At 56.8% G+C, this 18,193-nt stretch carries 17 protein-coding genes, 1 tRNA gene and 1 pseudogene; 11 read left to right on the forward strand and 8 right to left on the reverse strand.

Annotation, left to right across the window (positions count from 1 at the left end; genetic code table 11):
• Positions 1-30 precede the first annotated feature (30 nt).
• Together H8S11_RS07880 and H8S11_RS07885 are read right to left on the reverse strand one after the other, a co-directional pair.
• A complete protein-coding gene (locus H8S11_RS07880; protein ID WP_186852761.1) occupies positions 31-996 on the reverse strand; it encodes a threonine ammonia-lyase in 966 nt (321 codons plus the stop codon).
• 120 nt (positions 997-1,116) lie between these two features.
• Positions 1,117-2,832 carry a glutamine--tRNA ligase/YqeY domain fusion protein gene (locus tag H8S11_RS07885; protein WP_186852762.1) on the reverse strand — a complete coding sequence of 572 codons (1,716 nt, stop codon included), beginning with the start codon at positions 2,830-2,832 and terminating at the stop codon, positions 1,117-1,119.
• Positions 2,833-3,061: 229 nt separating this feature from the next.
• Between H8S11_RS07885 and H8S11_RS07890 the strand changes: the two genes are divergently transcribed.
• The 7 genes from H8S11_RS07890 (at position 3,062) to H8S11_RS07920 (ending at position 10,765) form a co-directional block, all read left to right on the forward strand.
• Positions 3,062-3,262 carry a 4Fe-4S dicluster domain-containing protein gene (locus H8S11_RS07890; RefSeq protein WP_147570753.1) on the forward strand — a complete coding sequence of 67 codons (201 nt, stop codon included), beginning with the start codon at positions 3,062-3,064 and terminating at the stop codon, positions 3,260-3,262.
• Positions 3,259-3,840: a 4Fe-4S binding protein gene (locus tag H8S11_RS07895; protein WP_186852763.1), complete on the forward strand. Its 582-nt coding sequence runs from the start codon at positions 3,259-3,261 to the stop codon at positions 3,838-3,840. The genes H8S11_RS07890 and H8S11_RS07895 overlap by 4 nt, the downstream gene beginning before the upstream one ends.
• A gap of 62 nt (positions 3,841-3,902) precedes the next feature.
• On the forward strand, positions 3,903-4,751 hold the full coding sequence (locus H8S11_RS07900; RefSeq protein ID WP_147570755.1) for an NAD(P)/FAD-dependent oxidoreductase: 849 nt from the start codon (positions 3,903-3,905) through the stop codon (positions 4,749-4,751).
• A 75-nt stretch (positions 4,752-4,826) separates the two neighbouring features.
• Complete coding sequence (trxA, locus tag H8S11_RS07905) at positions 4,827-5,138, forward strand: thioredoxin (RefSeq protein ID WP_186852764.1); 312 nt, start codon at positions 4,827-4,829, stop codon at positions 5,136-5,138.
• A gap of 281 nt (positions 5,139-5,419) precedes the next feature.
• A complete protein-coding gene (locus tag H8S11_RS07910; protein WP_147570757.1) occupies positions 5,420-8,572 on the forward strand; it encodes a UvrD-helicase domain-containing protein in 3,153 nt (1,050 codons plus the stop codon).
• A 252-nt stretch (positions 8,573-8,824) separates the two neighbouring features.
• Positions 8,825-9,652, forward strand: a complete 828-nt coding sequence (locus H8S11_RS07915) for a hypothetical protein (protein WP_186852765.1) — start codon at positions 8,825-8,827, stop codon at positions 9,650-9,652.
• 111 nt (positions 9,653-9,763) lie between these two features.
• The gene (locus tag H8S11_RS07920) at positions 9,764-10,765 is read left to right on the forward strand and encodes a linear amide C-N hydrolase (RefSeq protein ID WP_186852766.1); all 1,002 of its coding nucleotides are present in this window, start codon (positions 9,764-9,766) and stop codon (positions 10,763-10,765) included.
• Between the two features lie 44 nt (positions 10,766-10,809).
• Here the strand turns inward: H8S11_RS07920 and H8S11_RS07925 are convergent, their stop codons facing one another.
• The 3 genes from H8S11_RS07925 to H8S11_RS07935 form a co-directional block, all read right to left on the reverse strand.
• Complete coding sequence (locus tag H8S11_RS07925) at positions 10,810-11,376, reverse strand: DUF3793 family protein (RefSeq protein WP_147570759.1); 567 nt, start codon at positions 11,374-11,376, stop codon at positions 10,810-10,812.
• A 125-nt stretch (positions 11,377-11,501) separates the two neighbouring features.
• Positions 11,502-11,933: a flavodoxin gene (locus H8S11_RS07930; RefSeq protein ID WP_186852767.1), complete on the reverse strand. Its 432-nt coding sequence runs from the start codon at positions 11,931-11,933 to the stop codon at positions 11,502-11,504.
• Between the two features lie 283 nt (positions 11,934-12,216).
• Positions 12,217-12,600: a hypothetical protein gene (locus H8S11_RS07935; protein ID WP_186852768.1), complete on the reverse strand. Its 384-nt coding sequence runs from the start codon at positions 12,598-12,600 to the stop codon at positions 12,217-12,219.
• Positions 12,601-12,832: 232 nt separating this feature from the next.
• Here H8S11_RS07935 and H8S11_RS07940 point away from each other — a divergent pair, with 232 nt between their 5' ends.
• Together H8S11_RS07940 and H8S11_RS14240 are read left to right on the forward strand one after the other, a co-directional pair.
• Positions 12,833-13,279 carry an Hsp20/alpha crystallin family protein gene (locus tag H8S11_RS07940; RefSeq protein ID WP_147570761.1) on the forward strand — a complete coding sequence of 149 codons (447 nt, stop codon included), beginning with the start codon at positions 12,833-12,835 and terminating at the stop codon, positions 13,277-13,279.
• Positions 13,280-14,050: 771 nt separating this feature from the next.
• A complete protein-coding gene (locus tag H8S11_RS14240; protein WP_366460989.1) occupies positions 14,051-14,149 on the forward strand; it encodes a hypothetical protein in 99 nt (32 codons plus the stop codon).
• Positions 14,150-14,221: 72 nt separating this feature from the next.
• Here the strand turns inward: H8S11_RS14240 and H8S11_RS14245 are convergent.
• Together H8S11_RS14245 and H8S11_RS07950 are read right to left on the reverse strand one after the other, a co-directional pair.
• A pseudogene (locus H8S11_RS14245) lies at positions 14,222-14,458 on the reverse strand (sporulation initiation factor Spo0A C-terminal domain-containing protein); the annotation flags it as partial.
• Complete coding sequence (locus H8S11_RS07950; protein WP_147570762.1) at positions 14,445-14,711, reverse strand: hypothetical protein; 267 nt, start codon at positions 14,709-14,711, stop codon at positions 14,445-14,447. The pseudogene H8S11_RS14245 and the gene H8S11_RS07950, both read right to left, overlap by 14 nt.
• Before the next feature lie 94 nt (positions 14,712-14,805).
• Here H8S11_RS07950 and H8S11_RS07955 point away from each other — a divergent pair, with 94 nt between their 5' ends.
• The gene (locus H8S11_RS07955) at positions 14,806-15,012 is read left to right on the forward strand and encodes a hypothetical protein (protein ID WP_240287019.1); all 207 of its coding nucleotides are present in this window, start codon (positions 14,806-14,808) and stop codon (positions 15,010-15,012) included.
• A 13-nt stretch (positions 15,013-15,025) separates the two neighbouring features.
• Here the strand turns inward: H8S11_RS07955 and H8S11_RS07960 are convergent.
• Positions 15,026-15,101, reverse strand: a tRNA-Ala gene (locus H8S11_RS07960).
• Positions 15,102-15,442: 341 nt separating this feature from the next.
• Here H8S11_RS07960 and secA point away from each other — a divergent pair.
• Positions 15,443-18,190: a preprotein translocase subunit SecA gene (gene secA / locus H8S11_RS07965; protein WP_186852769.1), complete on the forward strand. Its 2,748-nt coding sequence runs from the start codon at positions 15,443-15,445 to the stop codon at positions 18,188-18,190.
• Positions 18,191-18,193 lie beyond the last annotated feature (3 nt).

The following is an 18,193-nucleotide window of genomic DNA, read 5'->3' on the forward strand; positions in this document are numbered from 1 at the left end:
GAAGCTATACTTATGCCGGAAAAATCGCTTTTATGCCTGTACGTCGGCCAGAAGCTGTGCGGCCAGAGCCGGGTCCACGTTGCCGCCCGACAGAACAAAGGCCACCTTCTGGCCCTTCTCCACAGGCAGCCGGCCAGCCAGAGCGGCGGCCACAGGGAGGGCGCCGGAGGGCTCCACCATCAGCTTGGCCTTTGTCATCAGCAGCACCATCGCCTGACAGATATGGTCGTCGTCCGCCGTGCAGAGCTCATCCACCTTATCCTGGATCATCTCAAAGTTGAACAGGGTCGCGTGGTCCGTGCGGGTACCGTCGGCGATGGTGTCCACTTTATCCAGGGTGACAGGCTGTCCGGCAGCCCGGCTGCGGGCATATCGGTCCGCCCCAGCGGGCTCTACACCAATGGTCTTAACCTGGGGAGCCAGGCCCTTGACGGCGGTAGCAACGCCGGAAATAAGTCCGCCGCCGCCAATGGGGACCGCCACAGCGTCCACAGCGGGCTGGTCCTCGATGATCTCCAGTCCAATGGTCCCCTGTCCTGCGGCCACATAGGGGTCAGCATAGGGATGAACGTTCACCATGCCCTCCTGCTCCACCAGCTGGGCAGCTCTTCCCTCCCTCTGGGAGCCCAGAGTGCCCACCAGCTCCACCTGGCCGCCGAAAGCCTTGACACCGGCCAGCTTGACCGGGTTGGCATTGGTAGGCATAACGATGACCGCCCGGGCTCCTAGACGGTGGGCGGCACAGGCCACCCCCTGGGCGTGATTGCCAGAGGAGGCGCACACGATACCCCGGTCCAGTTCCTCCTGAGTCAGAGACAGGGCCTTGTTCATGGCGCCCCGGAGCTTAAAGGCACCCATGACCTGGAAGCCTTCAAATTTCAGATACACCTCGCAGCCCAGCGCCTCGTCCAGGGCGGGCACTCGGAGCAGTGGTGTACGGGTAATATACGGAGCGATGCGGCTCTGGGCCGCCTGGACATCTTGAAGTGAAATCATAAAAGTTTTCCTCCTTTTTATGGTACTTTAATTAAAGCACACTATGGCGGAAAGAGCAAGGTATAACAGAGAAAAGGCAGAGAAAAACCCCGGACCCAGAGGGTCCGGGGCGGAGAGAAATCATTTTCCAGGCTTGAAACCGTCCTTTAGGCTGACAGCCCGGTTGAATACCAACGCTCCGGGCTTGGAGTCCTTGGAGTCGGCGCAGAAATAGCCCAGGCGGAGGAACTGGAACCGGTCGGCAGGCTGGGCGGCGGCCAGAGAGGCCTCCAGCTTGCAGCCCTCCAGCACCTCCAGAGAGCCGGGGTTCAGGCAGTCCAGGAAGTCCTTGTCCCCGCCGTCTGGATTCTCGTCAGCAAAGAGGTTATCGTACAGCCGGACCTGAGCGTCCACGGCGGTGGAGGCGTCCACCCAGTGGATGGTAGCCCCCTTCACCTTCCGGCCGTCAGCGGGATTCCCGCCGGAGCTGTCCGGGTCATAGGTGGCCAGGATCTCTACCACCCGACCGCTCTCGTCCTTGACACAGCCGGTGCAGGTAATCAGATAGGCTCCCTTCAGGCGGCACTCCGGGCCCTCGGGATACAGCCGCTTATACTTGGGGATGGGCTGTTCCATAAAGTCCTCCTCCTCCACATACAGGTGGCGGGAGAAGGTGACAGAGCGGGTGCCGGCGGCGGGATCGTTGGGGTTGTTCTCCACCTGGAAGGTCTCAGACTGGCCCTCAGGGTAGTTGGTGATGGTCAGCTTAATGGGGCGCAGCACGGCCATGGCACGCTGGGCGTGGTCGTTCAGGTCCTCCCGCAGACAGTGCTCCAAAAAGCCGTACTCCACGGTGGAGGTGTTCTTGGCCACACCGATGCGGTCGCAGAAGTTCCGGATGGCGGCGGGGGTGTAGCCCCGGCGGCGCAGGCCACACAGAGTGGGCATCCGGGGGTCATCCCAGCCGGACACATAGCCCTCCTCCACCAGCTTGCGCAGCTTCCGCTTGCTCATGACAGTATAGTTGATGCCCAGGCGGGCGAACTCGATCTGCCGGGGGCGGCTGGGCACGTCGGTGTTGTTGATGACCCAGTCGTACAGGGGGCGGTGGTCCTCATACTCCAGGGAACACAGGGAGTGGGTGATGCCCTCCAGGGCATCCTGGATGGGGTGGGCAAAGTCGTACATAGGGAAGATACACCACTTGGTGCCCTGGCGGTGGTGCTCAATATACCGGATGCGATAGAGCACCGGGTCCCGCATATTAAAGTTTCCGCTGGCCAGGTCAATCTTGGCCCGGAGGGTGTACTTGCCTTCAGGGAACTCGCCGGCCCGCATCCGCTGAAACAAATCCAGGGACTCCTCAACGGGGCGGTCCCGCCAGGGGGAGCGGGCTGGGGTGTTCACATCGCCCCGGTACTCCTTAAACTGCTCCGGGGTGAGTTCACACACGTAGGCCAATCCTTTTTTGATCAGGCCGATGGCCAGCTCATAGGTCTTCTCAAAGTAGTCGCTGCCGTAAAAGAACCGGTCTCCCCAGTCGAAGCCCAGCCAGTGAATGTCCTCCTGGATGGCGTCCACGAACTCCGTGTCCTCCTTGGCGGGGTTGGTGTCGTCCATGCGCAGGTTGCAGATGCCGCCGAATTTTTCAGCGGAGCCAAAGTCGATGATCAGCGCCTTGCAGTGGCCGATGTGAAGATAACCGTTGGGTTCGGGAGGGAAACGGGTGTGGACCTGCATCCCGGCGAACCGCCCTCCTTCGGAGATATCCTCCTGGATGAACTGGTGGATAAAGTTCTGGCTCTCGCCAGATTCCCCATCCGTGCCGCCGGCGGCAATCTTGATCTCTTCCGACATATGTGTCCCTCCTGTTTCTTTTCCAGGTATGAAGGTCTGGCAGACCGACATAGCATTAACTGGTTCATTCTACACCATTCTTGATATGGATTGCAAGGGTTTCCTACGGATATTCTGTCCTTCCGGGGGGAAGTTAAAAAACTTTTGGAAAAATTTGTCCCTGTGTGACAAGGTTACGGAAGAAACCGGGGGTGGCAGATAGAATCATAGCAGAAAGGGGGCCACGGAAATGACTGGGAGAAAAGCGGTAGTAGACCGGCGGCTGTGCGTAGCCTGCGGCACCTGTGTCAAGGTATGTCCCAAGGAGGCGATTGCCGTGCGCAAGGGGCTGTACGCGGAGGTTTCCCTGCAACAATGCGTAGGCTGTGGTCTCTGCGCCAGAGCCTGTCCGGCAGACATTATTCAGATTAGGGAGGTGGCAGCCGGATGAATCGGCAAAAGCGTTGGTATGATTATCTCTGGGTGGCGTCCCTGCTCTATCTGATCCTGGGATTTTTTAATATCTTGTTTGCCTGGCTGGGTCTACTGTGTTTCGCGATCCCACTGATCATGGCGGCAGCGGGCAAGGACAAGGGGTACTGCAACCGCTACTGCGGCCGGGGGCAGCTGTTTGCCCTGCTGGGAGGAAAATGGAAGCTGTCCCGCGGACTCCCGATCCCCCATTGGCTCAAGTCCAAATGGTTTCGATATGGTTTTCTAACCTTCTTCATGGCCATGTTTCTCAATATGCTCTACGTCACCTGGCTGGTGTTTGCCGGAGTCGGGGAGCTAAGGCAGGCGGTTACACTGCTGTGGACCTTCAAGCTGCCCTGGCACTGGGCCTATCCGGTTCAGGTCACTCCTTGGATCGCGCAGTTTGCCTTTGGTTTTTACAGCGTTATGTTTATCTCCACAGTGCTGGGCCTGGTCACCATGTTCCTGTTCCGCCCCCGAACCTGGTGTGTCTACTGTCCGATGGGTACCATGACACAGATGATCTGCACGGTCAAGCACGGAAGAAAGGAATAGTTTTTTCTCTTTGCAAGAACGAAAAAATGGATATAATAAATATATAGAAAGAAGGTGGCTCCATGACCTATGATATCATCGTATTGGGCAGCGGCCCGGCGGGGCTGGCTGCCGCTGTTGGGGCCAGGGGCCGTGGCAAGCGCGTGCTGGTCATTGGCAACCGGTGGCAGGACAGCCCCCTGGCCCGGGCGGAGCAGGTAGACAACTACCTGGGCCTGCCCGGTCGGACTGGCCATGAGATGCTGGAGGAATTCCAGCGCCACGCCGAGCAGATGGGGACCGAGTTTCTGACTGGAAAAGCCATCTCCCTCATGGCCTGGAAGGGGTTTATGGTCACGGTGGGCAGCCAGGTGTACGACAGCCGGGCCCTGATCCTGGCCCCTGGGGTCATCCGCCAGGCCAAATATCCCGGCGAGGAGGAGTATCTGGGCCGGGGTGTGAGCTACTGTGCGACCTGTGACGGAATGCTCTACCGGAACAAGCCCGTCGTGGTGGTGGGGCGTTCCCCGGACGCCCCACATGAGGCCAACTATCTGAAAAGCCTAGGATGCCAGGTCACCTATGTCGCCGCCAGAGAGCCCCAGGGACTGGATCAGGAAATCCCCTTTGTCCGGGCCGGTCGGCTGGCGGTCAAGGGGGAGCAGGCCGTCACCGCCCTGGAGGCGGACGGAGCCTCTATTCCCTGCGCCGGCATTTTTATCCTGCGCCAGGCGGTGGCCCCCACCGATCTGCTCCCCGCCCTGGAGACGGAGGAGGGCTACATCAGGGTGGACCGCCGGATGGCCACCAATGTAGAGGGTGTGTTCGCTGCCGGCGACTGTACTGGCGGGCCCCTTCAGGTGGCCAAAGCGGTCGGAGAGGGCCACGTGGCCGCACTATCTGCCTGTGAATATCTAGACCAGATAAAATAAAGTGGTCGATATCCCCCCGCTGATGACAGGGGACAAAAAACTAATATTAAAAAATACAGGAAAGGAAGTATACAAATGACTCATTTCAACAAAGAGAGCTTCGATAAGGCCTTGGACCAAGGCAAGCTGATGATGGTGGACTTCTGGGCTGACTGGTGCGGCCCCTGCCGTATGCTGGGTCCTGTCATCGAGGACCTGGCTGACCGGTACGAGGGAAAGGCCGTAGTCGGCAAGGTAAATGTGGATGATGAGCAGGAGCTGGCTATCCGATATGGCGTCATGTCCATCCCCACTGTCATCTTCTTCAAGGATGGCAAGGAGATTGACCGGAAGGTGGGCGTCATGCCAGAGAGCGCCTTCACCGAGGTGCTGGACAAGGAGCTGTAAGAGCTTTTGTGGAAGGATTTCAGGGGAGAGGGAAACCTCTCCCCTTCCTCTTTTCTCTGCCAGGACTGGCAGGTGATAGGGTCATTGCATCTTATTTTTCTCTTGCCGACAAGGAAACTTCAAACATACATTTCGCGCCTTCTTTTTCGCAATCTTAAAGCCGCTCAACTGGTTTTAACAGGCAATCCATATCGGCATTGGAATCTTTCTCCGTCCGTGTTGCGCTTCCCTGAAAAAAAGTTATAATAGAAGTCGAATCCTGTTGAAAGAGGGGATATATTTTGTACATTGCCGACCTTCATATCCACTCCCGGTTCTCCCGCGCCACCAGCAGGGACTGCGACGCCCCTCACCTGGACTGGTGGGCCCGGCGGAAGGGCATCCAACTGCTGGGCACCGGGGATTTCACTCATCCGGCCTGGCGGGCCGAACTGAAAGAGCAGCTGCTCCCCCTGGGGGATGGGACTTACACCCTACGGGAGTCCTTCGCCCTGCCGGATGGTCTATCCTCCCCCCCGCCCCGATTCGTCGTCACTGGTGAGATCAGCTCCATCTATAAGCGGGATGGAAAGACCCGGAAGGTCCATAACCTTATCCTTCTCCCCTCTCTGGAGGCGGCGGACCTGCTGTCCACCAAGCTGGAGGCCATCGGGAACATCCGCTCCGACGGCCGGCCCATCCTCGGGCTGGACAGCCGGGATCTGCTGGAGCTGGCCCTGGACACCTGCCCGGAGGCGGAGTTCATTCCAGCTCATATCTGGACCCCTCACTTTGCCATGTTTGGGGCCTTCTCCGGCTTTGATTCCGTGGAGGAGTGCTTTGGTCCTCTTCGCTCCCACATCCATGCCGTGGAGACCGGCCTGTCCTCCGATCCGCCTATGAACTGGCGGGTGTCCGACCTGGACGGCCTCACCCTGGTTTCCAACTCCGACGCCCACTCCCCTGCCAAGCTGGGACGGGAGGCCAACCTGCTGGATGGAGACATCTCTTACTCCGGCCTGATCCACTCCATTCGAACAGGCCAGGACTTTCTGGGCACTGTGGAGTTCTTCCCAGAGGAGGGCAAGTACCACCTGGACGGCCACCGGAACTGCGGCGTCTGCCTCACTCCGGCGGAAACGCTGGCCAGAGGCGGCCTGTGCCCAGTCTGCGGCAGAAAGCTGACCATCGGCGTGGAGCACCGGGTGGAGGCCCTGGCCGACCGGCCCGCTGGCTTTCAGCCACAGAGGGCCAAGCCCTTCGAGAGTCTGGCTCCTCTACCAGAGGTTATCGCCGCCTCCACTGGCTCCTCCCCCACGGCAAAGGGGACCATGGAGCGGTACGAGAGCCTGCTCCACGGCCTGGGCCCAGAGTTCTATATCCTGCGCCAAGCCCCCATTCCAGACATCAGCCAGCTGGCCGGCCCCTGTGTGGCCGAGGGCATCCGCCGCCTGCGGCTGGGCGAGGTAGACCGCCGTCCGGGCTTTGACGGGGAGTATGGGGTCATCTCCCTTCTGACTCCCGGTGAGATCCAGCGATTCAGCGGTCAGTTTTCTCTTTTTGCCCCTGAGGAAAAGGGAGACTTCTCCCACAAATCCCAGGTCCTCCCCTCCCCCGCCGCCACCATCAAAGCGGCTGACGCCCCTCCTCGCGGGGAGGAATTGAACCCAGAGCAGCTGGCTGCTGTCACCGCCCCAGAGCCCGTGGTGGCCGTGGTGGCGGGGCCAGGTACAGGAAAGACCAAAACATTGGTCGCCCGTGTCGCCTATCTGGTGGAGGAGCTGGGGGTCCGCCCCCAGGAGATCACCGCTGTCACCTTCACAAACCAGGCCGCCGCCGAGATGCGCCAGCGGTTGGAGCGGCGTCTGGGCGGCAAGCGGGCTGTTTCCCCCATGACCATCGGAACTTTCCACGCCATCTGCCTGAAGCTGCTGGGCCAGGTCCGCCTAATCAGCCGGGGAGAGGGGCTGACAGCGGCCAGTCAGGTTCTCCAGTCCCTGGGCCGGAAAGGTTCCCCCAAGGAGCTGCTCCAGGGGGTGTCTCAGGTCAAAAACGGGTTTTCTCTGGGGGAGGCCGGGCTGGATGAGGAGACCTATCGGGCCTACTGCTCCTATTTGAAGGAACTGGGCGTTCTGGATTTTGACGACCTGCTGGCGGAGGGACTGAAGGTGGACACCGCCGGGCGTAAAAACTTCCGCTATCTTCTGATCGATGAGTTTCAGGACATCAACGATACCCAGTACGCCCTTGCCCGGCAGTGGTCCCAGGGCAGCCGGAGCCTGTTTGTCATCGGAGACCCCGACCAGTCCATCTACGGATTCCGGGGGGCCAGTGGCCGCTGTTTTCAGCGGCTGGCAGAAGATCTGCCCCACTTGCGCCAGATTTGCCTGGTGGAGAATTACCGCTCCACGCCCCAGGTGCTCCAGGCCGCCCTCCCTGTGATCCAAGCCGGGAAGGGCGACTCCAGGACGCTCTCCCCCAACTGCCCGCCCGGTCCTCCTGTGCGGCTTATCACCGCCCCGGACGACTTTGCCGAGGGGGTGTTGATCGCCAAGGAGATTGGACGGATGACCGGAGGGGTGGATATGCTGGAGGCCCAGCGCCTAGGCGCGTCACAGGAGGCCCGCGCCTTCTCCGATATCGCCGTCCTCTGCCGCACCCACCGGCAGCTGGAGCTGATTGAGAGCTGTCTCCGCCATGACGACATCCCCTGCGTCGTCAGCGGGCGGGAGGATTTCTGGGACTCCGACCTTGTCCGGGGAACCCTGGCCTTTTTCCGCTCTGTCCAGGTTCCCTGGGACGGGCCTGCGCTAGAGTCCGCCCTTCGCCTGGTGTTCCAGTGCCCCACTGACCTGGTCCAGAAGGCCCTGGCGGTGTGCCGGCCTCTGTCCTCTCTGGAAGAGCCGGTCCTGCGGGATGCCTTCCGTGGTTACGGCCACCTGGAGGCATGGCTGGATCAGGCCCTCTCCTGGCTCCCGCAGGTTCAAAAAGAAAAGCCTTGGCGGCTGGTGGAGCACTGGATCGAGCAGCGGGGCTCCTCCCCGGAGCTGGTACGGCTGAAAGGGGCGGCTGTGTTCCACCCTACCCTGGACAGCCTGTGGAACGCCCTGATCCTGGGCCAGGAGGGGGACCTGTGCCGGGCATCCGGCAAAGGCTGGCAGTCCGGAGCTGTCCGGCTTATGACACTCCACGCCTCCAAGGGGCTGGAGTTTCCGGCCGTCCTGCTGGCTGGTCTCAAGGCCGGCTCCCTGCCGCTGGAGACCAAGGGCAGGCCAGCCGATCTGGAGGAGGAGCGCCGGCTGTTCTATGTGGGCATGACCCGCGCCAAGGAGGAGCTGATCCTTACCACCGCCGGAGAGCCCTCCCTCTTCCTGGCAAACCTTCCGACAACGGTCCGGCGGGAAAGGCTGACCGCCCGTCCCGCTCCCCCCGCGGAGCAGCTCTCCCTGTTTTAGCGGACAGCAGTCTACGTTTCTTTCTCCATATCCACACAGGAAAAGGCGGCGGCCAAGAAGCTTCTTGGCCGCCGTTGCGTGTGGTTCCTTTGCTCTAGGCTTTCTGAGTTAACAATCCTCCCCTCTCCCAGCAGAAACAATCAGGAGAATTTTTTCGTCCTATTTTCAGCCTATATTTTTTTCGGGAGCGCAACTTCTTCGGACCATTTCCGTCTTGATGGATAGAAACGAAACCGCAAGGAGGAGCTCCCTATGAAAAAACATCGCTATTTTCTTTTCGCCGCCTGCGCCGCACTGGCAGGCTGCGGCCTGTTCCTATGGATGTCATCCGCCGTAAACAGACCCTTTGCTCACCTAGACTCGGCGGATCTCGCCTGCGTCACCGTCCGTCTCTCCCCGCCGGACAAAACGCTTCTTATTCCCGAACCCGGCCAGCTGGTGGAATATCTGAAGGATACCGTAATTTACCAGAGGGACGATTCCTACCAGGATTACTGTGGACAGGCCGTCACCTTCTCTCTCACCATGGCTGATGGCAGCCAGACCAGCGTCATGGCCTTCAGTCCCTTCCTTGTGATCGACGGCGTGGGGTACCGGACCAAACACGAGCCATGCGAGGCCCTCAACCGCTATGCAAATAAGCTGCTAAACGACCCAGCTGCTCCCGTGATTTTAGAAGACCCCCCCGCACTGGCCGTCGTCAGCGGCGACACATCCCTCGGCGCTCTGCTGGGCAGCTATCAATGGCAGAGGAAGGCCGACGGGGATAGCTTTGAAAACATCCTCTCAGACAGTCCCCATCCTCTGGACTGCGGGGAGCTGCTGTCTCCCCTGGACACCGGAGAGCAGACCGCCGTTCTGCGCTTTGCAGAAGCTCCGGACGAGATCTTAAACGCGCGCTGCTGGAGCGAGGCGGATCTGGGCAGCCCGGACGCCGTCGGCCAGCCTGTGGTCCTCCGTGGGAATGAGATCGAGCTGCAGCCAGGCGGCTATATCTACGAGGTCCATGCCGCCTGGGCGCCAGAGAGCGGATATGGAGGTACTGCATCCTACTCCTTTTATGTCAAATCTACCTGGTAACGCAGATGCGGGGCACCCTCTCCCACACCTACGATAAACAGGAATTTTTCAGGGAGAAACCGGCATACTATCACCTGTCGCAGAATTTCAACCGCTCTGGGAGAATGGGATATGAACTTTGGATGCAGCAGCTTTTCCTGGAAAACAAAAGATGGCCGCCACCTTTTAGGCCGGACATATGACCAGCTTGGGGATCTGCGGGCCAACCGGGTTATCTGTGTCCCCAAAGGGTCGCCCTGTCTGCCTGGGCTTCAGCCAGCCGGGCGGGAGGTCACGGCACACTATGGCTATACGGGCATGGCGGTGCTGGGATATGGAGAACCCATCCTTGTAGACGGCGTCAATGAGGCCGGACTAATGGGCGCGCTGCTCCACTACCCGGAGTACGCCATTTACCCACCAAAGCCCAGGCCGGACCAGATGGCGGTACATCCAGGCCGTCTGCTGGCTTATCTCTTTGGCCTCTGTTCTGGGGTGGAGGAAGTCGCCGCTCTCTTACCCACCGTCGCACTGGTAGACGATCTCTCTCTGGGCAGCCCTCTGCCGGCCCACTATATCTTCAGTGATCGAAGCGGTGAGGCTGCTGTCCTGGAGCCCGACGCCGGCGGGCTGAAGCTCCACCGCCATACTATTGGAGTATTGACCAACAGCCCTGACTATCTCTGGCACAGGACCAATCTGCGGACCTATGTGGGGACCACCAACCTACCAAAACCGCCTCATTCCATCGCAGGGCATGAGATTCGCGCCTTCGGAGAGCGGCTAGGAGGTGGTTTTGGCCTGCCTGGGGACTATACCTCCCCCTCCCGATTTGTCCGTATGGCGTTTATGAAGGAGTTTGCCGTAGAAGGAATAGACGAATTGGACGGAGTATCCCGGATGTTCCGCGCCTTTTCCCCGGTGAACATTCCAGAGGGACTGTCCAGGACGTCCCCGGATGCCGAGGAGTATCAACAGACCCTCTGTATCTCAGTCATGTGCGCCGAAAGCGGCATCTACTATTTTTCCCCCGCGCAAAACCGACGCATCTCCGCCGTCCGACTACCTCGCGGCGCCGGGGCCATTCGACAGTTCCCTCTGGGGGAGCGCCAGGATGTGAATTATAGAAATTGAAAACCGCGCCCCCACAAGGTTAATACCTCGCAGGGGCGCTCTTTTTACGCGGCGATTACCATTTTTTCAATTGGAATCCCTCGCTCATACATCCTGACATAGATGTTCACACACTGTCGGTAGCAGGCGAAACACCGTTGGATTGTATTGGGATCGCTGTATGATTTCCAGAATCCACAGCAAGTAAAATTTTGTCCCCGGTTTTCGATGAAGCCTACCACATCCCTGAGGGGATAACCTAGAAATACACCAATCTCATGTGGAAAATCCGATTGGGCCGACAGGCGCTCCGCCAGCTGGTCCAGCATTTGCTCTGTCCCGCTCCCCCTGTACCCCATCCCCACCAGAAAACCGCGGCGATCCGTCGCTCCTAGGGACTGCTCTAGCTGGCTGCCGCGGTACACATACACCAAGGCGGAGCCGGCCTCTCTCCGCTCCAGCAGTATACGGACAGACAGGCCGAGGACCTCCAGGCGCTGGTCCCAAAACCGCACCTTCTTCCGCACGTTCTCTAAGTCCTCCGCCGTAATACAGAACAGGCTGCCCGGCTTCAGGCCCGCCAGAGTAGGGGCGCACTGTCTAACTAGCATTTCTTCAAATGTCCGATCCATGGGGCGTCTCCTTTCACAGGCAACTCGATAGTAGTTTTCCCCCGAACGGGTCAGATATCCGCTCGGAGGAATCTGTAAGGGAAAGCGGGGAGGGATCTAAATAAGCAGAACAGCGGGGTCCAGTCCTACCAGGCAGCCAGCTTTCTGCCCAGCTCCTGGCACTTCTCCTGGGCACTTGCATCAGGAGTCTCGTTGGCAATCAATCCATTTTCGTCGTAGAGATTGGCGCCATGCTCGTCACACCGCTTGCACCAATCCCGCATCCACTGTCCATCACCCCAACCATAAGATCCAAACAGGGCAATTCTCTTACCGTTCAGGAAGCTTTCTATCCCAGAGAACATGGGATCAAATTCCATCTCCTCCAACACCTCAGCCCCCATAGCGGGACAGCCAAAGGCCACTACGTTGAACTCAGAGAGACGGGCGGTGGAAAAATCGGCCGGCCCCATCAGCGTCACCTCAGCTCCGGCCTCTTTTGCCCCTTCCGCAATACAGTTGGCCATGACCTCTGTGTTCCCGGTGCCGCTCCAATAGACGATTGCTAATTTGTTCATACTTATGCTCGCTCCTTTACTTGAGGCATTCAGACAATGGTTTGTTCTCCGCAGTTAGATATAACTAACCTCCGTTTAAAAAAATAAGGTCCACCCGTTTCGTGGTTAGTTTATACTAACTTCTTCTAAAGAATAACATAGTATATCTGATCTGTCAATCCCCTTTTCTGAAAAATTTACTTCTCCCCAGAACTGTTGACGACACGCTGAAAAATGACCATATTAGCCATGCATCCTTCTCCGCTCATAGAGCGTTTCTGTTTTGAGCAGAAGTTAGTTCTTTCTAATTTGTTGCTAAATCTCTTACGCATTTTTTGAGATACAAACAAATAGGAGAGGATTTTATGGTAAAAATCATACTGGGAATCGAAGTATGGCCCGCTCTATGTATGAGGCCCATATTAATGAGGCCAACTGTAAGGCCTGCCCCATCAAAAACCATCGGAAAGGCCTGACAGATGTCATCGCCGAGGAGTCCCTGAATGATGATACCCTTTGGAATGCTGTGGCGCATGCTGGGTACCGCCTGCTGTCTATGCAGAGCGAGCCATATCAAAAAAAGGGGGTGTTTTCGCAAAAGTCGCCAGCCACTGTCTTCCAACTTTTTCCGAGTCTGCCCTAGGCCCTTGCCCAGCAATTCCCAATTTAAATATTTTTCTCCGGCCATATGCGGAAGCAGATCTGTCCATCCCCCTCCGGTCTCTCCATTCTCGAATATTATATGAACGAATTGTATTTCTTTTATGAATTTTAGCACTCACCTCTTGACAGTGCTAAAGTTGGGATCATAATAGGCTTGAACCTTGAGAGAGGGGGCACATGATCCCCTCCCAAAAAGTTCCTCCAGCTCTCTCCAAGGGCCGAGCAAAGTATTCGTTATTTGAATGGAGGAATGAATTATGTCTAACAACAAGTATTTGGCCGAGCGTCTGTTTGATGACTTTTGGGGGGATGGATTTCCCACCGCTCCGATGTGGACTGGTCACGACCCTCTGTATGGCAAGCACGTTAAGAATCTGATGAAGACCGACGTACGGGAAACAGAGAATTCCTATGAGTTGGACATCGATCTGCCTGGCTTCCAGAAAGAGGAAATGACTGTGGAACTTCGAGACGGCTATCTGTCCATCCGTGCCGCAAAGGGACTTGACAAGGAGGAAAAGGACAAAAAAGGCACTTATATTCGTCAGGAGCGTTATACCGGCGCATGCAGCCGCAGCTTCTACGTTGGTGATGTGGAGCCTGAGGAGGTGTCCGCTAAGTATGAAGACGGTATCCTGAAGCTGACGTTGCCCAAGAAGGAAACAAAGGAGCTCCCCCAGCACAACCGGATTGCGATTCAGTGATTCGCGCGCTTCTTAAACTTCCATTTTTCTCTTGTACCTCTCAATACAATATCTAAAAACCCTCTGCCCATTTGAAAATGGGCAGAGGGTTTTTAGATTATGAAAAAGAACACAAGGCTTTCCTCTGGCAGAATCCGCTTTTCGTCCTTTTTTCCAAAAAGGACATATGAAATGGACAATCAAACCTTAATCTGGAATGTTAAGATATATGACGGCACAGGGGGCCAGCCGATTGCCGGATGCCCCCCTCCGTTTCCGGCCACTCTCTGCCTGCCCGTTCCGCACTATTCAAAGATGTCCCGGGACAACTGCAACGGCTGTTCGCAGCGGTTGTCGATATCCATTCCATTATCAGAGAAAACTCTGCCCTGGAAATCCGGTGCGATCTCCGTGGGAACCTTGTCCAGTTGCGCCGCAGTCCCGTTATTCCGGAACAGGTTGTATGGATTGGGAAAACTCACTTCGCCACCGCCATCGCTTTCATAATTTGTAACAGGCCGGAAGATCTATTTCTTCACTGCCGATTCTCTGGCGAACCTTTTTGGAGAGAAACAGTAAAGGAACGCTCAATGCGTTCCTCAGCACGTTAAGAAAAACTGGTCTGTATGCCATTGGCGAGATCGGGCTTTGTCCCTCCGCGCAGGGATGCCGCCGGGCTGCTTTCCCAGGTGGTCTCTGACTGCTGCGAGAGGATGAGCCTCCTCATCACTTCACCTTGAGTTCATCCAGTGGAACACAGTCTTTGGGGACAACCGGCTCATCGTCTCGCTCATTGGCCGACTCATCCACTACTCCCATATCATGATCTTCTCTGGAGAGAGCTACCGCTTCATCCAGTCTACGAGCCGTCAGACGAGTGGCGCGTGGTAAGAGCAGACTATAGGATAAGATCGCCAGTAACTGCGCATTGCAAGGCTTGTGTTCCAATATTCTGCCTGCTAATTGTTCCAGATGGGACCGGCCTTCCTCCCATATGACGTTGCCTGCTGTGCGGATGTTTCTTTCTACAGCTTTCCAATTTGTCCGATACCTCTTTGCTACATCCGGATATACCCATTTTGTTACCAGCATCAGACGGTCCGGATGTTCCGCGCACAACTGTACTGCATAGGCAGTATAGAAGAAGCCTGTATAGTTGGCGGTGACACCAAGACGGTATAGCAGTTCATAGATCTCCATGACCTTCCTCCTCTGCAATGTCTTCCTCTGGTGGGTACGGAACTTTTTTAATCACTTCCGGGCAGTCTTTCTCTATCCCGTCTATAATTTTATCAATGGTATCTGCGGTTGGATTACCTTGTTCCGTGCGATACAGATAAAGATTGGACAGTGATATGTCAAAATCTAATGCTATTTCAGTATAAGTTTTTCCTGTAATTTCCTGATATGCTTGCAGGAGTTCAGAAATATAGCGTCTGACTCTTTTCGCCACAAAAATCTCTCCTCTCGATAATTATGGCAGAAATAGACGCTATGTGACAACTTATATATCGGAATTTTTATCCTCCGGCCATCTTCTTGAAAACGTGGAATTACTACTGAAGTACAAGAAGGGGATCTTCTCTGACCTGATGTTCCCATCCCGGAGCAAGCCGGAGCAGCCCATCGATCCGGGCTATGCGCGAAAGAGGCTCCAGATCATCCTGGAGAGCGCTGGGTGCAAGGGGGCAGATTCTTCCCTGTCTGTGGTAAAATTGTGTTCAAACGAAAAATCACCGCCGATTTGGCGGTGATTTTTCTTAAAAATGGTGGACCTGATCGGATTCGAACCGACGACCCCTACAATGCGAATGTAGTGCGCTCCCAACTGCGCTACAGGCCCATACTCAAATCTGGTCTTCACTATCTGTACAATTGATAGCAGGCTCCTTCTGGAACTATAGCCTGCCAAGCTTTATGATACATCACTTATGTGGCTTTCTTATTATATCAAAATTTTTCCCGTTGTAAAGCCCCAAAATTTCTTTTCTCCTTCTTCCGCTTTCAAGGCACCCAGGCCTCACGCACAAAAAGCAGATCCGCACTATCTTCGTTTTTGTCCAGAATCACTGCCAAAGTTTACAATTTGCTCTTTTTTATCCGTGCGGAGTGTGATATACTAATTAAGATTGTAAATCAATTCTCAGAGCATATCATACACAGAACCGAGAGGTGTTTATCCATATGAGCCTGTTTACCAAACTATTCGGCACTTCCTCCCAGCGGGAATTGAAGTCAATCTATCCCATCGCTGACAAGGTTGACGCCCTGGAGGACGAGTACAAAGCCCTCACCGACGCCCAGCTCCAGGCCAAGACCCCGGAGTTGAAGCAGCGGCTGGCCAACGGGGAAACCCTGGACGATATTCTGCCTGAGGCTTTTGCTGCCTGCCGTGAGGCTGCTTGGCGTGTTCTTGGGATGCGTCCCTACCGGGTCCAGGTAGTAGGCGGCATCGTCCTGCACCAGGGCCGTATCGCTGAGATGAAAACCGGTGAAGGCAAGACCTTGGTGGCCACCCTGCCCGCCTATTTGAACGCCCTGGCCGGAAAGGGCGTCCATGTGGTTACGGTCAATGACTATCTGGCCAAGCGTGACTCCGAATGGATGGGCAAGGTCTTCCGTTTCATGGGCCTTACCGTCGGCCTGGTCATCCACGGGGTCATGGGTGAGGAAAAAAAGGCCGCTTACCGGGCTGACATCACCTATGGCACCAACAACGAGTTCGGCTTTGACTACCTGCGGGACAACATGGCCATCTATTCCCAGGAGCTGGTCCAGCGGGGCCACGCCTTTGCTATCGTGGACGAGGTGGACTCCATCCTCATCGATGAGGCCCGCACCCCCCTAATCATCTCCGGCCAGGGAGAGAAGTCCACCCAGCTCTACACTGTGGTGGACCAGTTTGTCTCCCGGCTAAAATGCCAGCGCATCGCGAAGGTGGATGAAAAAGAGGAAGAGGACGCGGATATCGACGCGGACTATATCGTGGATGAAAAGGCCCGGACCGCCACCCTCACCGCTCCCGGCATCAAAAAGGCGGAGGCCTTCTTCAACATTGAAAACCTGGCTGATCCGGAGAACACCACCCTGTCCCACCACATCAACCAGGCTATCAAGGCCCGGGGCGTGATGAAGAAGGACATCGACTATGTGGTCAAGGATGGCCAGGTCATCATTGTGGACGAGTTCACCGGCCGTCTGATGTTTGGGCGCCGCTACAATGAGGGGCTCCACCAGGCCATCGAGGCCAAGGAGCACGTGGAGGTGGCCAACGAGTCCAAGACTCTGGCTACTATCACCTTCCAAAATTATTTTCGACTGTATGATAAGCTGTCCGGCATGACGGGCACCGCCATGACTGAGCAGGAGGAGTTCGGCACGATCTACGAGCTGGACATCGTGGAGATCCCCACCAACAAGCCTCTGGCCCGTATTGACGACCCCGATGTGGTATATAAAAACGAGGCGGGCAAGCTGAGAGCCATCGTGGCTCAAATCGAGGCCTGCCACGCCAAGGGCCAGCCAGTGCTGGTAGGCACTATCTCTATCGAGAAATCGGAAGAGCTGTCTGAGATCCTCAAGCGTAAGGGCATTAAACACAATGTGCTCAACGCCAAGAACCATGAGAAGGAAGCGGAGATCGTCGCCCAGGCTGGCAAATTTGGCGCTGTCACCGTAGCTACCAATATGGCTGGCCGCGGCACTGACATCATGCTGGGCGGCAATGCCGAGTTTTTGGCTAAGGCTGATCTGCGTAGGGCTGGCATGACCGATGAGCTCATCGCTGAAGCCACCGGCTTTGCTGAGACAGACAATCAGGATATTTTGGACGCCCGCAAGCAGTTCTCCCAGGCGGAGGCCAAGTACAAAGAGGAGATCCGGGATGAGGCGGACAAGGTCCGTCAGGCGGGCGGCCTGTTCATCCTCGGTACCGAGCGCCACGAGTCCCGGCGCATTGACAACCAGCTTCGTGGCCGCGCTGGTCGTCAGGGTGACCCCGGCGAGACCCGCTTCTTCCTGTCCCTGGAGGATGACATCATGCGCCTGTTCGGCTCTGAGCGGGTGATGAACATGATGGAGAAGCTGGGCGTGGACGAGGATACCCCCATCGACGCCAAAATGCTGTCCGGCGCCATCGAAAACGCTCAAAAGCAGGTGGAATCCCGGAATTTTCAGACTCGTAAAAACGTTCTGCAATATGACGACGTGATGAACACCCAGCGTGAGGTCATCTACAAACAGCGCCGCCAGGTCCTGGACGGTGAGGACCTACAAAATTCCATTCAGAACATGCTCCACTCTATGGTAGAAGGGGCTATCCAAGGCCATATGGGAGAACAGCGCCACATGACTGCCCAGGACTTCCACGAGGCCACTGCCCCCTTCCGCACCATGTTCCCTCTACCCCAGCTGTCTGACCAGGATCTGGAACAGTATGACGCCCAGGGGCTGGTAGAGTTGGTATCCAACACCGCCCGTGAGTTTTACGCCCAAAAGGAGCAGGAATTTGGCTCCCCTATTATGCGGGAGTTGGAGCGGGTCATTATGCTCCGGGTGGTGGACGAGTACTGGATGGACCACATCGACGCCATGACCGAACTGCGCCAGGGCATCGGACTGCGGTCCTACGCCCAGACTGATCCCGTGGTGGCCTATAAGAAGGAAGGCTACGAAATGTTCGAGGCCATGGTGGCCGCTATCCAGGAGGAAACGCTCCGCCGCCTGTTCCTGGTCCGCCTGCGCAAGAACGAAGAAGTCAAGCGGGAGCGGGTGGCCAAAGTCACCAGCGAGAGCGGGGCCGACGACGGCACCGTCCAGAAGCGCCCGGTGAAAAAGGTCATCAAGATTGGCCGCAACGACCCCTGCCCCTGCGGATCTGGGTTGAAATGGAAGAAGTGCACCTGTAAGGAGTATCACCCCGATCAGCAGTAAGTC

Source organism: Flintibacter hominis, assembly GCF_014287965.1.
Classification (GTDB): Bacteria; Bacillota; Clostridia; order Oscillospirales; family Oscillospiraceae; genus Lawsonibacter; species Lawsonibacter aceti.

Excerpts from the sequence above, each read along its gene's own strand:
- H8S11_RS07880 (WP_186852761.1), bottom strand. The coding sequence starts at position 996 with ATGATTTCACTTCAAGATGTCCAGGCGGCCCAGAGCCGCATCGCTCCG.
- H8S11_RS07885 (WP_186852762.1), bottom strand. The coding sequence starts at position 2,832 with ATGTCGGAAGAGATCAAGATTGCCGCCGGCGGCACGGATGGGGAATCT.
- H8S11_RS07890 (WP_147570753.1), top strand. The coding sequence starts at position 3,062 with ATGACTGGGAGAAAAGCGGTAGTAGACCGGCGGCTGTGCGTAGCCTGC.
- H8S11_RS07895 (WP_186852763.1), top strand. The coding sequence starts at position 3,259 with ATGAATCGGCAAAAGCGTTGGTATGATTATCTCTGGGTGGCGTCCCTG.
- H8S11_RS07900 (WP_147570755.1), top strand. The coding sequence starts at position 3,903 with ATGACCTATGATATCATCGTATTGGGCAGCGGCCCGGCGGGGCTGGCT.
- trxA (WP_186852764.1), top strand. The coding sequence starts at position 4,827 with ATGACTCATTTCAACAAAGAGAGCTTCGATAAGGCCTTGGACCAAGGC.
- H8S11_RS07915 (WP_186852765.1), top strand. The coding sequence starts at position 8,825 with ATGAAAAAACATCGCTATTTTCTTTTCGCCGCCTGCGCCGCACTGGCA.
- H8S11_RS07920 (WP_186852766.1), top strand. The coding sequence starts at position 9,764 with ATGAACTTTGGATGCAGCAGCTTTTCCTGGAAAACAAAAGATGGCCGC.
- H8S11_RS07925 (WP_147570759.1), bottom strand. The coding sequence starts at position 11,376 with ATGGATCGGACATTTGAAGAAATGCTAGTTAGACAGTGCGCCCCTACT.
- H8S11_RS07930 (WP_186852767.1), bottom strand. The coding sequence starts at position 11,933 with ATGAACAAATTAGCAATCGTCTATTGGAGCGGCACCGGGAACACAGAG.
- H8S11_RS07935 (WP_186852768.1), bottom strand. The coding sequence starts at position 12,600 with ATGGCCGGAGAAAAATATTTAAATTGGGAATTGCTGGGCAAGGGCCTA.
- H8S11_RS07940 (WP_147570761.1), top strand. The coding sequence starts at position 12,833 with ATGTCTAACAACAAGTATTTGGCCGAGCGTCTGTTTGATGACTTTTGG.
- secA (WP_186852769.1), top strand. The coding sequence starts at position 15,443 with ATGAGCCTGTTTACCAAACTATTCGGCACTTCCTCCCAGCGGGAATTG.